Raw genomic sequence first — 20736 nt, forward strand, 5'->3', positions numbered from 1 at the left:
AGCATTGCGGAACGCAATGAGCTGCTTGCAGTGCCAGCGAAAACGGCGCGATACTCCGGCCCGGCGCTGACCTGCGCTTAGAGGAGTTCCGTGTTCGATCCCGTCCAGCTCCGCTCCTTTTTGGCTGTCGCAGAGACCCTGAGTTTCACCAAGGCCGCAGAACGGCTTGGACTTGCCCAACCGACGGTGAGCCAGCACGTCCGCAAGCTGGAAGCCGCCGCCAAGCGTGTCCTCGTAGCCCGCGACACCCGCGAAGTGAGACTCACTGACAACGGTGACGCGATGGCCGGGTTTGCCCGCAGCATCCTTGCGGCCCACGATTCCGCTGCGCGCTACTTTTCCGGCTCGGCCATGCGTGGGCGTCTCCGCTTCGGCACTGCCGACGACCTCGCCATCACCGGCCTGCCCCGGATCCTTCGCGAATTCCGGCAGCTGTACCCGCAGATCAACCTCGAACTCACTGTCAGCCAAAGCGATCAGCTCTATAAACGCCTCAACGCCGGGCAACTGGACCTGGTGTTCGTCAAATGGGTGGCCGGGGCGAAGGAAGGCACCGTCGTCCGGCATGACAACTTCGCCTGGGTCGGCGTGGAGCAGACTGTCCTTGAACCGGGCGCCCCGGTCCCCCTCATCGCCTATCCGGCACCGAGCCTCAGCCGGAAACTTGCCATCGACGCCCTGGAGGCCGAAGGCCGTACCTGGCGGATCACGTGCAGCACCAAGCAGATCAGTGGCGTACTGGCGGCAGTCAGGGCAGGCATCGGCGTTGCCGTGATGCCGGCGTCGCTGGTTCCGGAAGACCTGAAAGTCATCACCCAACGCTTCGGCCTGCCACAGGTTGGCGACGTCGACTTCACTCTGATCCGCAACCCGCTCGCCAACGCGGAGGTCATCGACGCCCTCACCCAGGCGATCATGGGGCGGACGTTGAGCAAGTCGAACTAGTGGCCGGACCGGTTCGCCCGGCTCCGGCCCCGGCGCCCGTTCCACCACCCCACTACCCTCAGGTCGTCCAGTCCGAAGCGGCCTTCCGGCACGGCAGCCCGGATGCGTTCGTCGTCGAAGGGAAGCCTGGGACGCAGCTCCACCGGAAGCCACGGTGCGTACGGTGAAGGCTCGCTGACCCCCTCGGCGAGCATCTGCGCCTGGGCTTTTGCGACGAGTGGTACCACCATGATCCACTCGGTCAGTTGCGCCAGAGCGCGGATCGACCAGATCGGGGCGCGGACGTAGACGGGGTAGCCCCCGGCCACCCGGGCGATCCTGCGGACAGCTGCGCCAAGCTCAAGCTCTTCGGCTCCGACGACGGCGACGGTCGGGGTGGGCACGCGACCTTCAAGCGCCGCGATCAGGGTATCGACAGCCTCTTCCACAGGGAGGGGCCGGACAGTCCGCTCCCGGAAGCCGACCGTTGCGAAGACAGGAAAGCTGCGTACAGCACGCGTTACGTGGTCAACCATGTGGTCGCCGTTGCCGTAGATCATCCCTGCCTTGATGATCGTGTACTCGATGCCCGACTGCCGCAGGAGCTCCTCGGCAGCCCATTTGGTCTCGTGGTAGGCCGACCCACAATCCGGACGGGCCCGGAGGAAGCTCAGCATGACGATTCTTTGGACGCCCGTCCTCCGGGCGGCTTCAATGACTGCCTTGGTTCCTTCAATGTGGACACGCTGAAAGGTCTGGCCATCTATTTCCCGGTTGATCCCCGCGCAGTGGGCTACGACGTCGCACCCCGCGAAGGCCTCTGCCAAGGCATCGACGTCAGTAATTGCGGTCCCTGTCCGCCGCGAAATGATGACGGTGTCCGGCCTGTCGAGCCGCTCCGCGAGGTGACGCCCCACAAAGCCGGTACCGCCGGTAATGGCCACACGCATATTCTTGCTCCTTCGCTTATTAGCAATGAAGCTAAACTGTATATAGCTATTGTGCTATATTGCAAACATGGCAGATGCAGCATCGGATATCTTCGCAGCCTTGGCACACCCCACCAGGCGGCAGATCCTTCAAGACCTCAAGGACGGCGAGTTGGCCGCCGGCGAGATCGCTGCGCGGTTCAACGCCACAGGACCCACCATCTCCCGGCACTTGAGCGTGCTGCGCCAGGCCGGACTGGTCACGGAACGGCGGGATGCCAACCGCATTCTCTACTCGCTCGTGGGCGAACGCCTCGCACTGTCAGTGGGGGACTTCCTTTCCACGGTCTGCCCTGAGCAGATCGTGCTGCGGGAGGTCCGGAAACGGAACCCTGCCCGCCCTTCGACCAGGACGCCGAAAGGGGCCACGACCTCCGAGGCCTGAACCCCGGCCGTAGTACGCTCACCCAATGACCCACGCCAAGCTCACTCAGCCGTCATCAAGCTTCCACGCCTCCTGGCTGGAAAGTTACGACGAGTGGGGAACCCTCGACCAGGACGGTTCTGCAGCATTCCTGGCCGCACGGTACGACCTCGACCTCCGCGAAGAGGGCCAGTTCTCGCAGTGGGTGGACCTGCTCCATCAAATGCCCAGGGCGGATTTTTCACCGCCCGAAGGGCTGGCAAACCAGACCACCATTTGGGTCACCGACAATACGGACTATTTGGGCGCTGCCAGCCTGAGGCATTCCCTGGCCAGCGAATACCTGACAGAAGTCGGCGGGCACATTGGGTATGGCATCAGGCCAAGCGCAAGGGGGCGTGGCTTGGCCAGGATTGCCCTTGCCGGAGCCATGGACGAGGGGCGAACCCTCGGACTCGAGCGGGTGCTGGTGACCTGCAAGCAACCCAACGTGGCCTCGGCGCGCACCATCGAGGCATGCGGCGGAGTTTTGGAGAGTGTCCGCCCTCCCGAGAGCTTCGCCCCCGAACTTGCTGTTACGGAACCGATCCGGCGTTATTGGCTGCACTTGTGAGGGAAGGCCTGGCTCTCAACACGCGACAATGCTTACTGGGTAAGCGCATTCCCGGTATCGTGGAACCATGACCAACCACCCCATACTGGCTGACCTCACGCCTGCCATCTGTTCCGTGACCCTGCGATCCCTCGGGATCGACGAGGTGGTCCGGATTTCCGCCGAGGCGGGCTTGGCCGGGATCGAGTGGGGCACTGACGTACATGTCAGCGACACCGGGTCGGCACTGTACGCCAAGGCCGCAACAGAAACCGCAGGCATGACGGTCCTGTCACTTGGCTCTTATTATCGATGCGGCGCCTTTGGGGATTTCGGGTCCATTCTCGACCTCGCCGAGGCCGCAGGCGCTCCGCGGGTGCGGGTCTGGGCCGGGGAAATCGGCTCTGCTGGTGCCGGCCGGGAGCACTGGGACTCGGTAGTCCGCGACACGCAGCGCATTGCCGGCCTCGCCGCGAAACGCGGTGTCACCATCGCTTTCGAATACCACGGCAACACCCTCACGGACTCTCCCGCCACCACCTTGGAGCTGCTGAAGCGTGTAGACCACGCCAACGTCGGCACCTACTGGCAACCCGCCGTCGGACTTTCCGACGAGCAGGCACTGGAGTCCCTCCACGAAGTCCTCCCCCACGTCGTGGGCGTGCACTGCTTCTCCTGGGGCCCGGCGGCCGAACGCTTTCCTTTGCGGAAACGGTCGCTGCTCTGGCGATCGGTCGCCGACATCCTGCGCGGCAACGGCAAAGACCTGGACATCATGCTTGAGTTCGTCGTCGACGATCTGCCTGACAACGTGCTCAGCGACGCCGCGACCCTGCACACCATCACCCTGGCCGAAGACTAGCCGTCGCTAGGCAAGCCATTCCAGACGCCGGAGCCAGTCCGCGCAGAGCCCGGTCCATTGCCCGGCGCCGGGCGCCCCATCCGCCAGGCCCAGCCCATGGGCGCCACTGGGGAATACATGGAGTTCCACCGGAACACCGGCACGTCCAAGCGCAGCCGCGTAGGAGAGGCTGTGACTGAGCGGTACGACGTCGTCGTCGGCAGTGTGCCAAAGGAAAGCGGGCGGAGTGGCGGCGTCGACGCTCAGTTCCGCTGACAACACACGCCGGGCATCGACGTCCGCACCCGTTCCGGCGAGGTTGTCCACAGACCCCTGGTGCGCCGCGTCCACAAAGGAAATCACGGGATAGCAGAGAATGCTGAGGTCAGGCACAGCAGCAGAAGCGTCCACCGCAGGATCGCCGGTAGCCACCTGCACCGACAGAGTGGCAGCAAGGTGGCCGCCGGCCGAAAAACCCAGAACCCCCACCCGGCCAGGATCCACCTCCAGCCCATGCGCCCCCTCACGAATCCACGTCATGGCCTGTTTGGCGGCCAAGAGCGGGGCCGGATGCCGATGCGGCGCGACCGGATAGCGCAGCACAAAGGCATGGATCCCCAGGGAGGCCAGCCATTCGGCCACGGGTTCGGCTTCATGGTCGGCCTGCCTCGCGTAGCCGCCTCCCGGCAGCACCAGAACGGCAGGCGCAGGCGCGCCGGAATGCCCGGCAACTCCGGAACGCCCGACGGCGGGAGTCACCGTCAGCGCGGCGGGCACCTGTTCCGGTGGAACCGTCATGGTTGGGATTCCACCGGGGTTTCCGTACTCCGGCGAAGTTTCACCGTGCCGGAGATGGGAGCTGCATCGGGATCTCCGGCTGCGAGGCGGCCAATATCCTCCAGCGGAAGATGGACCGTGGACAAGGCCGGCCGGAAGTCCCGCAGCGTTTCAATGTCATCGAAACCGGCAACCGTGGCATCTCGGGGAATCCATACCCCTTCAGGCCGCAGGGCCGCGGTAACCCCAATGGCCATGACGTCATTCACGGCGAAGATGCAGAGCCTCTCCAGGGACCCTTTGATTCGTTCCGCAAGCGCCTGCCCGGCCTCGAACCCGCCGGCACGGTTGAAACCGGCGCGGATGACCTCGGCAGCCGGCCGTCCGGCGTCGGCCAGTCCGCGCTGGAATCCGCGCACACGGTCATCGGAGGTGTAGAGCCCCGCAGGACCCGCAATGATCACGAAACCGCCGTCGTGGGTGGCGGCCAGTTGTCCGGCCAGGCCGGCAGCGAGTTCCTCGTTGGGAACTTCCACTACGTGGTACCCCTCGGCCGCACTGGCTCCGACCACAGGATGGCCCACTACCCCAACGTGCCCACCGTTGCGGCAGTACCGGTCCAGCTCAGCGGCGAGTTCGGCATTGCCCTGTTTGTCTTCCGCACGCTCCGAGCGTGAACCGGCAATCACGATTGAGTCGGCGCGGCGGGCGGCAAATGCGGCCACCGCTTCCTTTTCCTCCGCGGGAGTCCCCGAGGTGCTGGCCAGCAACACCATACGGTTCTGCCTGCGCGCAGCTTCCTGGACGCCGCGCGCGATGGCCGAGAAGTAGGGATCGGCAATATCGTGCACCACCAGGCCGATCAACCCTGAGCTCGACTTGGCGAGGCCCTGGGCCTGGGCGTTGGGAACATAACCGAGTTTGTCAGCGGCTTCCCTCACACGCTCCGCAATATCCTCGGCAGGCTTGCGCGAGGACCCGTTGAGGACCCGGGAGGCCGTTGCCAGGGAAACCCCGGCCAATCGGGCGACTTCGCTGAGTGTGCTGGCGGCCACGGGGAGACTCCTCTTCGTCAAGCGCCGGACTGGCGCTAAGGAAATTATGGCAGTTCTTCACAGAAAGCGGGAAAGCGCTTGCCAAACCTCCGTGCATTGGTGCATGATCGATGGCAACGGGAATGCGCTTTCCCATCATATCGAGCAAGCACCGGCTTCCACACAGCGACCGGCACACAAGGCACTGGAGAAAACATGGGTTTCGAAACAAAGACGATCCGCATCGCCATGAACGGCATCACTGGACGCATGGGCTACCGCCAGCACCTGCTGCGCTCCATCCTCCCCATCCGTGACGCAGGCGGCTTCACCCTTGAGGACGGCACCAAAGTCCAGGTCGAGCCCATCCTGGTAGGCCGCAACGAGGCCAAGATCCGCGAGCTGGCCGAACTCCACAAGGTTTCCGAATGGACCACGGACCTGGACTCAGTCATCGCCGATCCCACCGTTGACATCATCTTTGACGCCTCCATGACCAGCCTCCGCGCCGCCACCCTGAAGAAGGCCATGCGCGCCGGCAAGCACATCTTCACCGAGAAGCCCACCGCCGAAACCCTCCAGGAAGCCATCGAACTTGCACAGATCGGCAAGGAAGCCGGAGTCACCGCCGGCGTCGTTCACGACAAGCTGTACCTCCCTGGCCTGGTGAAGCTCCGCCGCTTGGTCGATGAAGGCTTCTTCGGCCGTATCCTCTCCATCCGGGGCGAATTCGGCTACTGGGTCTTCGAAGGCGACGTGCAGGCTGCCCAGCGTCCGTCCTGGAACTACCGCAAGGAGGACGGCGGTGGAATGACCACGGACATGTTCTGCCATTGGAACTACGTCCTTGAAGGCATCATCGGCAAGGTCAAGAGCGTCAACGCCAAGACCGCCACCCACATCCCCGCTCGCTGGGACGAAGCCGGCAAGGAATACAAGGCAACCGCTGACGACGCTTCCTACGGCATCTTCGAGCTCGAAACCCCGGGTGGCGACGACGTCATCGGACAGATCAACTCCTCGTGGGCCGTCCGCGTCTACCGCGACGAACTGGTGGAGTTCCAAATCGACGGTACGCACGGTTCCGCCGTCGCCGGTTTGAACAAGTGCGTTGCGCAGCAGCGCGCCCACACCCCCAAGCCCGTCTGGAACCCGGACCTTCCCGTCACCGAATCGTTCCGCAGCCAATGGCAGGAAGTCCCCGCCAACGCTGACCTGGACAACGGCTTCAAGCTGCAGTGGGAAGAATTCCTGCGCGACGTCGTCGCGGGCCGCGAGCACCGTTTCGGATTGCTCTCCGCCGCCCGCGGCGTGCAGCTTGCCGAGCTCGGCCTGCAGTCCTCGGCTGAGCGCCGCACCATCGACATCCCGGAGATCACCCTCTAATGACGTCACTGATTCTTCCCACTGACGACGGCGGAACCCGCGAGTACCGCCTCCAGCCCGCCACGGCGTGGGTCAAGCCGACCGCACCGTTGGCTGCCCGCCGCGCCTACGCCGCAGCGCACGTCATCCCCGAGGTAGCTGCAGACAACACCCCCGGCGCTCCGGCGCAGCTCGACTGGGATGCCACACTGGCTTACCGCCACGAGCTGTGGAGCTACGGCCTGGGCGTCGCCGATGCCATGGACACCGCGCAGCGCGGCATGGGCCTCGACTGGGCCGCAACCCAGCAGCTCATCAAGCGCACGGGCGCCGAGGCCGCTTCCGTGGTGGCAGCCGGTGACGCAGCCATCGCCGGCAAGTCCGTCCGCGACCTCGTCTCCTGCGGTGCGGGCACCGACCAGCTGGACATCGCTGCACTCCCCGAAGGCGCGGCAGGAATCCAGGCCGTCATCGACGCCTACCGCGAGCAGATCGCCGTCGTCAGTGAAGCCGGCCCCAAGGTCATCCTCATGGCGTCCCGCGCGCTGGCCAAGGTTGCCAACGGCGCCGACGACTACCTGCACGTCTACTCGACGCTGCTCCAGGAAGTCGATCAGCCGGTCATCCTGCACTGGCTCGGCACCATGTTCGATCCCGCATTGGCCGGTTACTGGGGTTCCGACGACGTCTCTGTTGCCACCGAGACGTTCCTCAGCCTGATCCGCGAGCACTCGGACAAGGTTGACGGCGTCAAGGTTTCGCTGCTGGACGCTTCCCACGAAGTCGCCCTCCGCGCCGCCCTGCCTTCCGGTGTGCGCTTGTACACCGGCGACGACTTCAACTACCCGGAACTGATCGACGGCGACCAGACGCACCACTCGGACGCACTGCTGGGCATCTTCGCGGCCATCTACCCTGCCGCTTCAGTCGCCTTGCAGAAGTACGACGCCGGCCAAGGTGCTGAAGGGCGCGCGATCCTGGACTCCACCCGTGAGCTGGGGAAGCACATCTTCAGCGCACCGACGTTCTACTACAAGACAGGCATCGCCTTCATGTCGTGGCTCAACGGCAAGCAGCCCGGCTTCCAGATGGTCGGCGGCCTGCACTCGGGCCGTTCGGTCCTGCATCTGGCCAAGACCTTCGAACTGGCCGACCAGGCGGGGCTGTTGAAGGACCCCTCGCTGGCCGCATTCCGGATGTCCGACTTCCTTCGGATCAACGGGGTGGGCGCATGAGCGACTTTTCACGACTATCCCTGAACAGTGCAACCACCAAGAAGTGGACCCTGGCCGAAGCTGTGGATGGTTGCGCCCGCGCCGGCATCCCCGCGATCGGTCCGTGGCGTGACCGCGTGGCCGAGGCTGGCTTGGACAAGGCTGCCAAGCTCATCAAGGACGCCGGCCTCCGGGTGTCCTCGTTGTGCCGGGGTGGTTTCCTGACCGCTGCCGACCCCGAGGGCCAGGCAGCCGCACTCGCTGACAACTTCGACGCCGTCCGGGAGGCCGTTGCCCTGGACACCCAGGAGTTGTTCCTGGTGGTTGGCGGACTCGCTCCCGGCGAGAAGGACGTCGTCGCTGCCCGCCAGCGCGTCGCCGACCGCCTTGAGGAACTGGTTCCTTTCGCCTCCGAAAACGGTGTCCGTTTGGTGCTGGAACCCCTGCACCCGATGTACGCCGCTGACCGCGCACTCATCTCCACCCTTGGCCAGGCACTGGACCTCGCCGCGCCGTACGACGCGAAAGCGGTCGGCGTCGCCGTCGACACCTTCCACGTCTGGTGGGATCCGGAACTGAAGGCGCAGATCGACCGCGCCGGGCGCGAAAGCCGCATCGCCTCTTACCAGGTGTGCGACTTCAACCTGCCGATCGCTGCGGATGCGCTGTTGTCCCGCGGCATGATGGGCGACGGCGTCATCGACTTCGCCACCATCGGCACCTGGGTCAGGGACGCCGGCTACAAGGGCGACATCGAAGTCGAGATCTTCAACCAGGAAATCTGGGATGCCGATGGGGACAGCGTCCTGGAAACCATGAAGCAGCGCTACGCGGAGCTCGTCCTCCCCTACGCGTAACCACGTGATCCTCCCGCGGATGCCCTAAGCTCCGCGGGAGGACCACTCCAAAAACGAGCGGGCTCCTGCCAAGGTCACGGCAGGGACCCGCTTTTTTGCACGGCAGGGTGGTGAAGGCCGGCGGAAAAAGCCCGATCCCTCAACCGGTTTCCACGCGGGTCTTCCGCAACCCGATCAAGGTGACCGAACCGCCGTCGTGCCCCTGCAGTTCGAGCCTGATGTTCGGCGAATCCTCCTGCGGTTCCACTGTGCTGACCTGGAAGACTTCACCGCCGATCCGCAACCGGTCGCCGCTCTTGACGGCCTTGAGCTTCTTGTCCTTGCCCGGGGTCATGGCCGCTCCCACTATTTGTCTTTCCTGGCGTCATCGCCGTGGGTTTCGCGGAGCTCCTCGCCGCGGCGCACCACTTCCTCTTCCTTTTCCTGCTGCTTGTCGCTGCGCTTGGTATCACGCGGAGGCAGCTGGAGGCTTTCCTCTGCTTCAATGCCGCCTTGGAGTTGGCGGCCGCGTTCCATTTCGGCATCGAACTCGGCGCCGAACAGCAACGACATGTTCAGGATCCACAGCCACAGCAGCATGATGATGACGCCGGCCAAGGCGCCGTAGGTCTTGTTGTAGTTGCTGAAGTTGGCCACGTAGAAACCGAAGCCCAGCGATGCCAGGGCGAAAATGACCAGCGCGATGAGCGAACCCATGCTCATCCAGCGGAACTTGGGTTGCTTGACGTTGGGGGTGAAGTAGTAGAGGACAGCAATGATGGCCACCACGATCACGATGAGTACCGGCCACTTGGCAATGTTCCACACGGTCAGGAAAGCCTCGGACAAGCCGATTGCCCCACCGATGGCCTCCGCCACCGGGCCGCTGAGGACTAGCATGGCAGCCACCAGCGCAGCGCCCAACACAGCCACGATGGTGACGGCGAGCATGGTGCCGCGCAACTTCACGAAACCGCGGCCTTCGTCCACTTCATAGACGCGGTTCATTGCCCGGCTGAAGGCCGTGGTGTATCCGGAGGCGGACCAGAGGGCCACCAGGATGCCGAAGACCAGGGCGAAACCTGCTGAGTTGGAGCGGGTGAGCTCCTCAATGGGCTGGCGCATGGCGTCGACACCCGGACCCGGCGCGAATTGCTGGACGATATCAAGGATGGCCGAGGTGGTCTTGCCGGCATCGCCAAAGAGCCCCAGCAGGGAAACCAACGCCAGGAGCGCGGGGAAGAGGGAGAGCACAGCGTAGTAGGTCAGGCCGGCAGCCGCGTCCGGGCACTGGTCCTTGCTGAACTCACGCAGAGTGCGCTTGGCGATGTAGGTCCACGTGGGCTTGGCGAGGTCGTTGGGACTGTCCGGCTTCCGCGAGTCTTCCGGAGAGGGCGCGGTCCTCGCTTTGGTGGTGCTGGTGTGGGCTGAGTCTTGTGTGGTCATGGGGCACTCGTCCGTGGGTAGTTTGCGCGAACAGCTGACCCATCAATAGTAAGCATACTGATGATTACTATGGAAGAACCCCGCCGGACTTACCGGCGATTCAGGCCAATTTGCTCGCCAGCAGGAACTCAAAAGGTGACTCTATGACAGAGCGGATAACTTGGCCCGCGGCCCCAAGGAGTGTCCCGGAGTGCTCCAAGCGGGAGACCGTCAGGTTCTCCGGAGCCAGCAACCCCGGCGCGTAGCGCTCCAGGCTTTCCAGCAGTGACGGCCGGATCCACTCCCCCAGTACGGCGAAATGCCCGCCAAGGACCACAGCTTCAATGTCCATCAACCTCGAGGCCGAGGCGAGGGCGACGCCCAGGGAGCGACCGGCGTCGTGAACCGCCTTTTCGGCCGCGGGTTCCTGCGCAGCCAGAGCCGCCAGCAGCAGCCCGGTCCGCTCGCCCAGTGTGCCTTCGGCGACGCCCGCGGCCTCGAATATGGCCTCCTGGCCCGCGAACGTCTCCAGACAACCCCACCCGCCACAGGAGCAGTGAGGGCCTTCCGGATGCACCACGATGTGGCCCAGCTCGCCGGCAGACCCACCTGGGCCCGTATACAGCTCAGACCCGATGATGATGCCGCCACCGACGCCCACCTCACCTGAAACGTAGAGGAAGTCGGGCCGCCCTCCGCCATACCAAAGCTCACCGAGGGCAGCACTGTTGGCCTCGTTGGACAGCTTGACACCAAGCGGCGCACCCTCCAGCAGCGATTGCGGATGCAGCTGCTCGTCCTCCCAATGGAGGTTAGGAGCTGACAGCACCGTGTCGCTTTTGGAGTCCACCAGCCCGGGCACGGCCAGGCCGCCGCCCAGGATGGCAATGTCCTCTGCCGCCGCCGCGGCCTTCGCTTCGGCAGCCAAGCCTGCAAGCTGTTTCATGACCTGCGCTGGCGGCATCCCGCGGTTCCGGGACTCGACGGCCGAATGGAAACGAAGGTTTCCGGCAAGGTCCACCAGGCCCACGGCAAGGTAATCAACGTTGATCTCCATGCCCACAACGCCGCGTCGAGAGTTAAGCTCCAGGCCCTGGCCGGGCCGCCCCCGCTCACCGTCGCGGTACAGACCTACCTCGGATACCAAGCCGGACTCCACGAGGTCGGCCACCAGGCTGGACACCGCGGCCTTGGTGAGCCCGGTGCCGGCGGCGAGCTGCGCGCGGCTGGGCTTGGTGTCGACGGTTTTGGCGATCGAATCCAGCACCAATGAGAGGTTTCGACGGCGGACGTCACCCACGCGTCCGGGCGCGGTTGGCTCATTCATCAGCAGGGACCTCCTCGCAGATTCAAAAAATTCTTGTGGACTTCCATTGACCATGATCCATCATGGCCCATATAGTTCAGATTGAAAACTAATTGGAATGTCTTTTTCCGCCTCATTCCCATTGCCTTGCAAAGGAGCAATCATGACCCCGCAGCCCACCCCTGCAGACAAGTTCACCTTCGGCCTCTGGACCGTCGGTTGGACCGGCGCCGATCCCTTCGGCGTGGCAACCCGCCAGGCTCTGGATCCCGTGGAAGCCGTTCACAAGCTCAGCGAACTCGGCGCCTACGGCATCACTTTCCACGACAACGACCTCATTCCTTTCGATGCGAGCGCCTCCGAGCGCGATCTCATCCTTAAGAACTTCAAGGCAGCCCTGGCCGAGACCGGCCTGAAGACGCCCATGGTTACCACCAACCTCTTCAGCCATCCGGTCTTCAAGGACGGCGGCTTCACCTCCAACGACCGCTCCATCCGTCGCTTCGCCCTGAGCAAGATCCTCCGCAACATCGACCTCGCCGCTGAACTTGGCGCAGAGACCTTCGTGATGTGGGGCGGCCGCGAAGGCAGCGAATATGACGGTTCCAAGGACCTCTCCGCAGCGCTGGACCGCATGAAGGAAGGCGTGGATACCGCCGCCGGGTACATCAAGGAGAAGGGTTACGGCCTGCGGATCGCCCTGGAACCGAAGCCGAACGAACCCCGCGGTGACATCTTCCTCCCCACCGTCGGCCACGGCCTGGCGTTCATCGCGCAGCTGGAACACGGCGACATCGTAGGCCTCAACCCGGAAACGGGCCACGAGCAGATGGCCGGGCTGAACTTCACCCACGGCATCGCCCAGGCACTGTGGGCTGACAAGCTCTTCCACATCGACCTCAACGGCCAGCGCGGCATCAAGTACGACCAGGACCTCGTCTTCGGACACGGCGATCTCACCAGCGCGTTCTTCACCGTCGATCTCCTGGAGAACGGCTTCCCCAACGGCGGACCGAAGTACACCGGTCCCCGCCACTTCGACTACAAGCCTTCCCGCACCGACGGCTACGACGGTGTCTGGGAATCGGCCAAGTCCAACATGTCCATGTACCTGCTGCTGAAGGAACGCGCACTGGCCTTCCGCGCAGATCCCGAAGTCCAGGAAGCACTGACAACCTCGGGCGTGTTCGAACTCGGCGAAAGCACGCTGGGCGCCGGCGAAAGCACTGCGGACCTGCTTGCTGACGCCAGCGCATTCGACACGTTCGACGCCGACAAGGCCGCCGAACGCTCGTTCGCCTTCGTCCGCCTCAACCAGCTGGCCATCGAGCACCTCCTCGGCGCCCGCTAAACCTCTCCAGCCCACCGCAACCCCGCCGCCGGGCTTGTTCCAGGATTTCCTGGGCAAGCCCGGCGCGGTTCGCCAAAGGAACAACGCATGCCTCTCGTAGCCGGGATCGACAGCTCCACCCAGTCCTGCAAAGTGGTCATCCGGGACTCAGCCACCGGCGCCCTGGTCCGCCAGGGCCGGGCTTCCCACCCTGACGGCACCGAGGTCCACCCGGATCATTGGTGGACAGCCCTGCAGGAAGCCATCGCGGCGGCAGGCGGCCTGGACGACGTCGATGCCGTCTCCGTTGGCGGACAGCAGCACGGCATGGTGTGCCTGGACGAAACCGGAGAGGTGGTCCGTCCCGCACTGTTGTGGAACGATACCCGCTCCGCGCGGGATGCCGAGGAGCTGATTCTCGACGCCGGACAGGGCGATCCGGCTGCCGGATCCGCGTACTGGGCGAGCAGCACGGGGACAGTTCCGGTGGCATCCCTGACCGCCACCAAGCTGCGTTGGCTGGCACGGAACGAACCCGAAAATGCCCGGCGGACGGCTGCGGTGTGCCTTCCCCATGATTGGCTGTCCTGGCGCCTGGCCGGTCATGGTCCGGGAACGGGACCGGAATCCTTGGAACTCCTGCGCACCGATCGCTCCGATGCATCGGGCACCGGGTATTACTCCGCAACCAACGGCGGGTATCTTCCGGAGGTCCTGGAGAGCACCCTGGGGCATCTGCCAATCCTGCCAGGGGTAGTCGGCCCGTTGGAGGCGGCCGGCAAGACCCCGTCCGGCACCCTCATCGGTCCTGGAGCCGGCGACAACGCTGCGGCGGGACTCGGCGTGAGCGCCGCCGTCGGGGATGTTGTCATTTCGATAGGAACATCCGGCACTGTCTTCGCGGTTTCGGATGTCCCGTCCGAGGATGCGAGCGGATTGGTGGCCGGCTTCGCCGACGCCACAGGGAACTTCCTTCCGCTGGCCTGCACTCTCAATGCCACGCGGATCTTCGATGCCACAGCGGCGCTGCTGGGCGTGAGCCTGACAGAGCTCGGCGAACTGGCACTGTCCGCCCCGGAGGGCGCCGACGGATTGACACTCATCCCCTATTTCGAGGGCGAACGGACTCCAAACCTTCCTGACGCTACCGGTTCCCTCCACGGCCTCACCCTGTCCAATTACAAGCCCGCCAACCTTGCCCGGGCAGCGGTGGAAGGCGTTATCTGTTCATTGGCTGACGGCCTGTCCGCACTTCAGGCCCAGGGCGTTGAGGCCCGGCGCATCATCCTTGTAGGTGGCGGCGCCCAGTCCGAAGCCGTCCAACAGGTGGCGGCCTCGGCCTTCGGCCTGCCCGTGTTCGTTCCCCGGCCCGGTGAATACGTGGCCGACGGCGCTGCGCGGCAAGCCGCGGGTATCCTCACGGGCCAGCTGCCCGAATGGCCCTTGGACGGCCTGACCGTGAACCGCGGCGATAGCGCTGGCGTGGCCCCCTTCCTGGAAAGGTACCGCCATTACGCCACCAAGGCTGCCATCGGCTGATCACGGTTGCCGGTGCTCTATCGTGACAGGGTGAGCTCTGAACAATCTGCATCAGCCCGCCCGCCTGTCATGGAGGACGTCGCCCGCGTGGCCGGGGTTTCCCACCAGACCGTCTCCCGCGTCCTGAACAACCACCCGAATGTGAGTTCCAAGACGCGCGAACGCGTGGAGCAAGCCATCACCGAGCTCGGCTACCGGCGCAACACGGCAGCCCGCAGCCTGGTGACCCGGCGGTCCCAAACCATTGGAGTCCTGGGCAGCGAGCTGGCGCAGTACGGGCCGTCCCACACCCTCCTGGGCGTGCAGCAGGCGGCAAGGGACGCCGGCTATTTCGTCAGCGTGGCCGGTTTGCGGGAAGTCACACCGGAGACCATCAAGGACGCCATTGCGCATTTCATGGACCAAGGCGTGGATGGCATCGTGGTGACGGTCCCCCACCCCGGCACGTTCGACGTCCTCCGGGACATCACCGCCCAGGTCCCACTGGTGGCCGTGGGGTCGATCGGGGACGAGCACCTCAGTGGAGCAACCGTTGACCAGCGCCAAGGGGCACAGCTGGCCGTTCAACACCTGCTGGAACTTGGACACCAGGAGATCGGCCACTTGTCCGGGCCGGTGGACTGGATTGACGCTGCAGCGCGCATCGAGGGCTGGCAGGATGCCCTGGCCCAGGCAGGACTTGAGCCGGCCGCACTGATCGAGGGCGATTGGAGCGCCGAATGCGGGTACAGGGAAGGCCTGAAGATCTCCGCCGACCGTTCCATGACAGCCCTCTTCGTAGCCAATGACCAGATGGCGCTCGGCGTGCTCCGCGCCTTCAACGAAACCGGCGTACGGGTACCGGATGACATCAGCGTGGTGGGCTTTGATGACCAACCGGAGTCGGCCTATTTCATCCCGCCGCTGACCACCGTTGCCCAGGATTTCGAAGAGCTCGGCCAACGATGCATTGATCTGCTGCTGGATCGCATCGAAGGCGGAGCCACCGGAATGGCAGCTACGGTAGCTCCCCGCCTCGTGGTCCGGTCCACCACGGCTGCACTCCGCAACTAGCGCAGACAGGGTCAGCCGGCCCCTCTCCTGAAGACCCAAAGCGCACTTACCGGTCCCCGCTTTGGCTTGCTCTTGACATCAATGTTGTGAGCGCTAACAATTGCATCAGACCTTCTTCACTTTCCACCCCGACCCCCGGCAATGAGGCCCTGGCCAGCCGGATGGAGACCCCCATGAATACCTCTGAAAACCGTCCGCTCGATGAGCAGTTCGTCATCGGCGTGGACTACGGCACCCTGTCCGGCCGCGCCGTTGTGGTGCGCGTATCGGATGGCGCCGAGCTCGGAAACGGCGTGTTCGAATACCCGCACGCCGTCGTGACGGAAAAGCTCCCCGGCAGCGGCCGCCGCCTGCCCGCCGACTGGGCTCTCCAGGTCCCCAACGACTACCGCGACGTCCTGCGCAACGCCGTACCGGCCGCCGTCGCCGATGCCGGCATCAACCCGGACAACGTGGTGGGCATAGCCACTGACTTCACCGCCTGCACCATGGTTCCGACGACGGCGGACGGCACCCCGCTGAACGAACTGGAACGCTTCGCGGACCGCCCCCACGCGTTCGTGAAACTGTGGCGGCACCACGCCGCGCAGCCGCAGGCGGACCGCATCAACGAACTCGCCGAAGAGCGTGGCGAGGCCTGGCTTCCGCGCTATGGCGGCCTGATCTCCTCCGAGTGGGAATTCGCCAAGGGCCTGCAGCTCCTTGAGGAAGACCCCGAAGTCTACGGCGCCATGGACCACTGGGTGGAGGCGGCCGACTGGATCGTCTGGCAGCTCTGCGGCAACTACGTCCGTAACGCCTGCACCGCCGGATACAAGGGCATCTTCCAGGACGGCAAGTACCCCTCCGAAGATTTCCTGGCAGCGCTGAACCCCGACTTCAAGGACTTTGTCAGCAGCAAACTGGAGCACACCATCGGTCGCTTGGGAGATGCCGCGGGCTACCTCACCGAAGAAGCCGCGGGATGGACCGGGCTGCCGGCAGGAATCGCGGTGGCCGTGGGCAATGTGGACGCCCACGTCAGCGCTCCGGCTGCCAACGCCGTTGAACCCGGCCAGCTCGTCGCCATCATGGGCACCTCGACCTGCCACGTGATGAACGGCGACGTGCTGCGCGAGGTCCCCGGCATGTGTGGCGTGGTTGACGGCGGCATCGTGGACGGACTGTGGGGATACGAGGCAGGCCAATCCGGAGTCGGCGACATCTTTGGCTGGTTCACCAAGAACGGTGTTCCCCCCGAGTACCACCAGGCCGCAGCAGAGAAAGGCCTGGGAATCCACGAGTACCTCACTGAGTTGGCAGAGAAGCAGGCCATCGGCGAGCACGGCCTGATCGCCCTGGACTGGCACTCGGGAAACCGCTCCGTGCTGGTGGACCATGAGCTTTCCGGCGTGGTGGTGGGCCAGACCCTGGCCACCAAGCCGGAGGACAGCTACCGGGCCTTGCTGGAGGCCACCGCTTTCGGCACAAGGACCATCGTGGACGCCTTCCGCGATTCCGGTGTGCCGGTCAAGGAGTTCATCGTGGCCGGCGGCCTCTTGAAGAACAAATTCCTGATGCAGGTCTACGCCGACATCACTGGCCTTCAGCTCTCCACCATCGGATCCGAACAGGGTCCCGCGCTTGGCTCAGCAATCCACGCGGCAGTGGCAGCCGGCAAGTACAAGGACATCCGCGAAGCAGCCGCTTCCATGGCCGCCGCTCCCGGCGCTGTCTACACGCCCATCCCGGAGAACGTCGCCGCGTACGAGGTGCTCTACCAGGAGTACAAGACCCTCCACGACTACTTCGGCCGGGGAAGCAACAACGTCATGCACCGTCTCAAGGCGATCCAACGCCAGGCGCAGGGCACCGGTGAGGTGGCCGAACCGGCGTCGAACTCCTCCTCCGATGCCGCAGAGCGGGTGTCCGCATGAGCAACCTCCTTGACACCATCGCCAAAGTCCGCGAGGAAGTCTGCGGGCTCCATGCCGAACTGACCCGCTACGAACTGGTGGTCTGGACCGCCGGCAACGTCTCCGGCCGCATCCCCGGGCACGACCTGATGGTCATCAAGCCGTCGGGCGTTTCCTACGATGACCTCAGGCCGGAGCTCATGGTGGTCACCGATCTTTTCGGCACGCCCGTCCGGGGCATGAACACCGGCAGCGGCGGGACAGTTGACTGGGGCAACCCGGACCTCTCACCGTCCTCGGATACCGCTGCGCACGCCTACGTTTACCGGCACATGCCCGAGGTCGGCGGCGTGGTGCACACCCACTCAACCTATGCCACGGCCTGGGCCGCCAGGGGTGAGGAAATCCCTTGCGTGCTCACCATGATGGGCGATGAATTCGGCGGACCGATCCCTGTCGGACCGTTCGCGCTGATCGGCGACGACTCCATCGGCCAAGGCATCGTTGAGACGCTGAAGAACTCCAACTCACCGGCAGTGCTGATGCAGAACCATGGCCCGTTCACCATCGGCAAATCCGCCCGCGAGGCCGTCAAAGCCGCAGTGATGTGCGAGGAAGTGGCCAGGACCGTCCACATTTCGCGCCAGCTCGGGGAGCCGCTGCCCATTGACCAGGCCAAGATCGAGTCCCTGTACGACCGCTACCAGAACGTTTACGGCCGCTGAGGCGGCCCAGCCAACAAGCCCACGCTTACGTCAAAGCCACCCAGGAGCCCACGAAAATGCCCACCGCCAACAACGCCTCCGCCAACTCCACATCGCTTGACCGGTACGAGGTCTGGTTCCTCACCGGCAGCCAGCACCTCTACGGTGAGGACGTCCTTAAGCAGGTCGCCGCGCAGTCGCAGGAGATTGCCAACGTCCTGAACGCTGCCGGCGATGTCCCCGTGAAGCTCGTCTGGAAGCCGGTCCTCACGGACAGCGATGCCATCCGCCGCACCGCACTGGAAGCAAACTCGAATGACTCCGTGATCGGCGTGACCGCCTGGATGCACACCTTCAGCCCTGCCAAGATGTGGATCCAGGGCCTGGACGCGCTCCGCAAGCCGTTGCTGCACCTGCACACCCAGGCCAACCGCGACCTCCCCTGGGCGGACATCGACTTCGACTTCATGAACCTCAACCAGGCAGCCCACGGCGACCGCGAGTTCGGGTACATCCAGTCGCGCCTCGGCGTTCCGCGGAAGACCGTCGTCGGGCATGTCAGCAACCCCGAGGTCGCCCGCCAGGTGGGCGCCTGGCAGCGCGCCTCGGCGGGCTGGGCCGCCGTCCGCACGCTGAAGCTGACCCGCTTTGGCGACAACATGCGCAATGTCGCCGTCACCGAAGGCGACAAGACCGAAGCCGAGCTGCGCTTCGGCGTCTCGGTCAACACCTGGTCCGTCAACGAGCTCGCCGATGCCGTCCACGGCGCTGAAGAGTCCGACGTCGACGCCCTGGTTGCGGAGTATGAGCGCCTTTATGAGGTGGTTGACGAGCTGAAGGCAGGCGGCGCCCGCCACGAGTCGCTGCGGTACAGCGCCCGCATCGAACTGGGGTTGCGCAGCTTCCTCGAAGCCAACGGTTCCGCAGCGTTCACCACCTCGTTCGAGGACCTCGGCGAGCTGCGCCAGCTCCCCGGCATGGCTGTCCAGCGCCTCATGGCTGACGGCTACGGCTTCGGCGCAGAGGGCGACTGGAAAACCGCCATCCTGGTGCGGGCTGCCAAAGTCATGGGCGGCGAGCTGCCCGGCGGCGCCTCGCTCATGGAGGACTACACCTACCACCTGGAACCCGGCTCGGAGAAGATCCTGGGCGCCCACATGCTGGAGGTTTGCCCTTCACTGACCGCCAGGAAGCCGCGCGTCGAGATCCACCCGCTGGGCATCGGCGGCAAGGAAGATCCCGTCCGCATGGTCTTCGACACCGACGCCGGACCCGGCGTCGTGGTAGCGCTGTCCGATATGCGCGACCGGTTCCGCTTGGTCGCGAACGTGGTGGACGTCGTCGACCTTGACCAGCCGCTGCCCAACCTTCCGGTGGCCCGCGCGCTCTGGGAGCCGAAGCCCGACTTCGCTACCTCGGCCGCCGCGTGGCTGACTGCCGGCGCTGCGCACCACACGGTATTGTCCACGCAGGTGGGCCTGGACGTGTTCGAGGACTTCGCCGAAATCGCAAAGACCGAACTTCTCACCATTGACGAGGACACCACCATCAAGCAGTTCAAGAAGGAACTCGCCTGGAACGCCGCCTACTACAAACTGGCCGGCGGCCTGTGAGCGCTGAATACACGCTGACCGCCGGCGGTTACACGGCTGTTGTGGCCGCCCGCGCCGCAGCGTTGCGTGTCCTGCAGTTCGAGGGCCGGGACCTGGTGGTTCCCTTCCCGGAAGGCGGCCCGATCCCGGACTACCGTGGCATCATCGCCGCGCCGTGGCCCAACAGGATCGCTGATGGCAAGTACAGTTTCGACGGCGTCGAGCATCAGGTGCCGGTTAACGAACCTGAGCGGGAAACAGCGCTGCATGGCCTCGCCTTTGTGCTCGATTGGGCCCTGCTGGAGTCCGACGCCGCTTCGCTCACACTCACCTGCACCGTGGGACCAAGCGAGGGCTACCCGTTCGTACTGGAACTCGCGGCACGATATGAGCTGGACGGGGAGGGCCTGCGCACCACCGTGAACGCACGCAACGTGGGCGACGTCGCTGCACCCTACGGCGTCTGCCCCCACCCGTACCTGGTGGCAGGTCCGTCGCCACTGGATGAATGGGTGCTTGAGTTCGCCGCAGACTCGTTCCTCGAGGTGACACCTGACAGGCTCCTGCCGGTGGGTCTTGCCCCCACGGAGGGCCACGCTTTCGATTTCCGCACTGCCCGGGCCATCGGCAGCACAGAGATCGATCATGCCTTCACGGACCTCTCGTTCGACGGCGGGCTGGCGCGGCTGTCACTGCGCGACCCGGCGGGCGCCGGAGTCGGTATGTCCGGTGTTGGTATGTCATGGGACGAAAGCTGCAAGTGGCTGCAGATCCATACCGCCGACAAGCCCGACCCTCTGCCCAACCGGCTGGGCCTGGCGGCGGAGCCCATGACGTGTCCACCCGATGCCTTCAACAGCGGCACGGACCTGGTCCGGCTTGAACCCGGCGCCGAACACACGGCGTCCTGGAGCATCTACGCGCTATAGCTGCAACGAGCCCGGCCCCGCACGGAA

Annotated in this window: 20 protein-coding genes; 14 read left to right on the forward strand and 6 right to left on the reverse strand. The window is 64.9% G+C overall.

The annotated features are described in order from the left end of the window. The first annotated feature begins 90 nt into the window (after positions 1 to 90). Complete coding sequence (locus HMI60_RS17825) at positions 91 to 945, forward strand: LysR substrate-binding domain-containing protein (RefSeq protein WP_018778168.1); 855 nt, start codon at positions 91 to 93, stop codon at positions 943 to 945. Here the strand turns inward: HMI60_RS17825 and HMI60_RS17830 are convergent. Continuing rightward, positions 942 to 1874, reverse strand: coding sequence for an SDR family oxidoreductase (locus tag HMI60_RS17830; RefSeq protein ID WP_193590123.1), 933 nt, complete (start codon positions 1872 to 1874; stop codon positions 942 to 944). The two genes, HMI60_RS17825 and HMI60_RS17830, sit on opposite strands and share 4 nt — an antisense overlap. A gap of 67 nt (positions 1875 to 1941) precedes the next feature. Here HMI60_RS17830 and HMI60_RS17835 point away from each other — a divergent pair, with 67 nt between their 5' ends. The 3 genes from HMI60_RS17835 to HMI60_RS17845 all read left to right on the forward strand — a co-directional run bounded on the left by HMI60_RS17835 (position 1942) and on the right by HMI60_RS17845 (position 3731). Then, positions 1942 to 2298: a metalloregulator ArsR/SmtB family transcription factor gene (locus tag HMI60_RS17835; protein WP_018778166.1), complete on the forward strand. Its 357-nt coding sequence runs from the start codon at positions 1942 to 1944 to the stop codon at positions 2296 to 2298. Between the two features lie 25 nt (positions 2299 to 2323). Next, positions 2324 to 2890, forward strand: a complete 567-nt coding sequence (locus tag HMI60_RS17840; protein ID WP_193590124.1) for a GNAT family N-acetyltransferase — start codon at positions 2324 to 2326, stop codon at positions 2888 to 2890. Positions 2891 to 2957: 67 nt separating this feature from the next. Continuing rightward, positions 2958 to 3731: a sugar phosphate isomerase/epimerase gene (locus HMI60_RS17845; RefSeq protein ID WP_193590125.1), complete on the forward strand. Its 774-nt coding sequence runs from the start codon at positions 2958 to 2960 to the stop codon at positions 3729 to 3731. Positions 3732 to 3737: 6 nt separating this feature from the next. Here HMI60_RS17845 and HMI60_RS17850 read toward each other — a convergent pair whose 3' ends face one another. Next, a complete protein-coding gene (locus HMI60_RS17850; RefSeq protein ID WP_193590126.1) occupies positions 3738 to 4508 on the reverse strand; it encodes an alpha/beta hydrolase in 771 nt (256 codons plus the stop codon). Next, positions 4505 to 5542 (reverse strand): LacI family DNA-binding transcriptional regulator, encoded by a 1038-nt coding sequence (locus HMI60_RS17855; RefSeq protein ID WP_193590127.1) that lies wholly within the window; start codon positions 5540 to 5542, stop codon positions 4505 to 4507. Before HMI60_RS17855 ends, HMI60_RS17850 begins: the two co-directional genes overlap by 4 nt. A gap of 195 nt (positions 5543 to 5737) precedes the next feature. On the opposite strand from HMI60_RS17855, the gene HMI60_RS17860 reads away from it, so the two are divergent. Genes HMI60_RS17860 through HMI60_RS17870 form a run of 3 tightly spaced genes read left to right on the forward strand, consistent with a single transcriptional unit; the run spans position 5738 to position 8957 of the window. After that, positions 5738 to 6907 carry a Gfo/Idh/MocA family protein gene (locus tag HMI60_RS17860; RefSeq protein ID WP_193590128.1) on the forward strand — a complete coding sequence of 390 codons (1170 nt, stop codon included), beginning with the start codon at positions 5738 to 5740 and terminating at the stop codon, positions 6905 to 6907. Next, positions 6907 to 8121, forward strand: coding sequence for a dihydrodipicolinate synthase family protein (locus HMI60_RS17865; RefSeq protein WP_018778160.1), 1215 nt, complete (start codon positions 6907 to 6909; stop codon positions 8119 to 8121). The genes HMI60_RS17860 and HMI60_RS17865 overlap by 1 nt, the downstream gene beginning before the upstream one ends. Beyond that, on the forward strand, positions 8118 to 8957 hold the full coding sequence (locus HMI60_RS17870) for a sugar phosphate isomerase/epimerase (RefSeq protein WP_193590129.1): 840 nt from the start codon (positions 8118 to 8120) through the stop codon (positions 8955 to 8957). The genes HMI60_RS17865 and HMI60_RS17870 overlap by 4 nt, the downstream gene beginning before the upstream one ends. A gap of 139 nt (positions 8958 to 9096) precedes the next feature. Here the strand turns inward: HMI60_RS17870 and HMI60_RS17875 are convergent, their stop codons facing one another. From HMI60_RS17875 to HMI60_RS17885, 3 genes are all read right to left on the reverse strand, one after another. Beyond that, entirely contained in the window at positions 9097 to 9291 is a 195-nt protein-coding gene (locus HMI60_RS17875; protein WP_035733800.1) for a hypothetical protein, read from the reverse strand. Positions 9292 to 9302: 11 nt separating this feature from the next. Next, on the reverse strand, positions 9303 to 10382 hold the full coding sequence (locus HMI60_RS17880) for a YihY/virulence factor BrkB family protein (RefSeq protein ID WP_193590130.1): 1080 nt from the start codon (positions 10380 to 10382) through the stop codon (positions 9303 to 9305). Positions 10383 to 10482: 100 nt separating this feature from the next. Then, entirely contained in the window at positions 10483 to 11688 is a 1206-nt protein-coding gene (locus HMI60_RS17885; protein WP_179128408.1) for an ROK family transcriptional regulator, read from the reverse strand. A 142-nt stretch (positions 11689 to 11830) separates the two neighbouring features. Here HMI60_RS17885 and xylA point away from each other — a divergent pair, with 142 nt between their 5' ends. The 7 genes from xylA to HMI60_RS17920 all read left to right on the forward strand — a co-directional run bounded on the left by xylA (position 11831) and on the right by HMI60_RS17920 (position 20709). Next, on the forward strand, positions 11831 to 13018 hold the full coding sequence (gene xylA, locus HMI60_RS17890) for a xylose isomerase (RefSeq protein WP_018778155.1): 1188 nt from the start codon (positions 11831 to 11833) through the stop codon (positions 13016 to 13018). 87 nt (positions 13019 to 13105) lie between these two features. Then, positions 13106 to 14536, forward strand: coding sequence for a xylulokinase (locus tag HMI60_RS17895; RefSeq protein ID WP_193590131.1), 1431 nt, complete (start codon positions 13106 to 13108; stop codon positions 14534 to 14536). A 69-nt stretch (positions 14537 to 14605) separates the two neighbouring features. Next, positions 14606 to 15589, forward strand: coding sequence for a LacI family DNA-binding transcriptional regulator (locus HMI60_RS17900; RefSeq protein WP_064722469.1), 984 nt, complete (start codon positions 14606 to 14608; stop codon positions 15587 to 15589). A gap of 173 nt (positions 15590 to 15762) precedes the next feature. Continuing rightward, entirely contained in the window at positions 15763 to 17505 is a 1743-nt protein-coding gene (araB, locus tag HMI60_RS17905) for a ribulokinase (protein WP_193590132.1), read from the forward strand. After that, entirely contained in the window at positions 17502 to 18209 is a 708-nt protein-coding gene (locus HMI60_RS17910; protein WP_018778151.1) for an L-ribulose-5-phosphate 4-epimerase, read from the forward strand. Before araB ends, HMI60_RS17910 begins: the two co-directional genes overlap by 4 nt. A 56-nt stretch (positions 18210 to 18265) precedes the next feature. Then, a complete protein-coding gene (araA, locus tag HMI60_RS17915; RefSeq protein ID WP_039243124.1) occupies positions 18266 to 19801 on the forward strand; it encodes an L-arabinose isomerase in 1536 nt (511 codons plus the stop codon). Further along, complete coding sequence (locus HMI60_RS17920; RefSeq protein WP_193590133.1) at positions 19798 to 20709, forward strand: aldose 1-epimerase family protein; 912 nt, start codon at positions 19798 to 19800, stop codon at positions 20707 to 20709. The genes araA and HMI60_RS17920 overlap by 4 nt, the downstream gene beginning before the upstream one ends. The last annotated feature ends 27 nt before the right edge of the window (positions 20710 to 20736 follow it).

The organism is Paenarthrobacter sp. YJN-D, from assembly GCF_015040335.1.
In the GTDB taxonomy this organism is placed as follows: Bacteria; Actinomycetota; Actinomycetes; order Actinomycetales; family Micrococcaceae; genus Arthrobacter; species Arthrobacter nicotinovorans.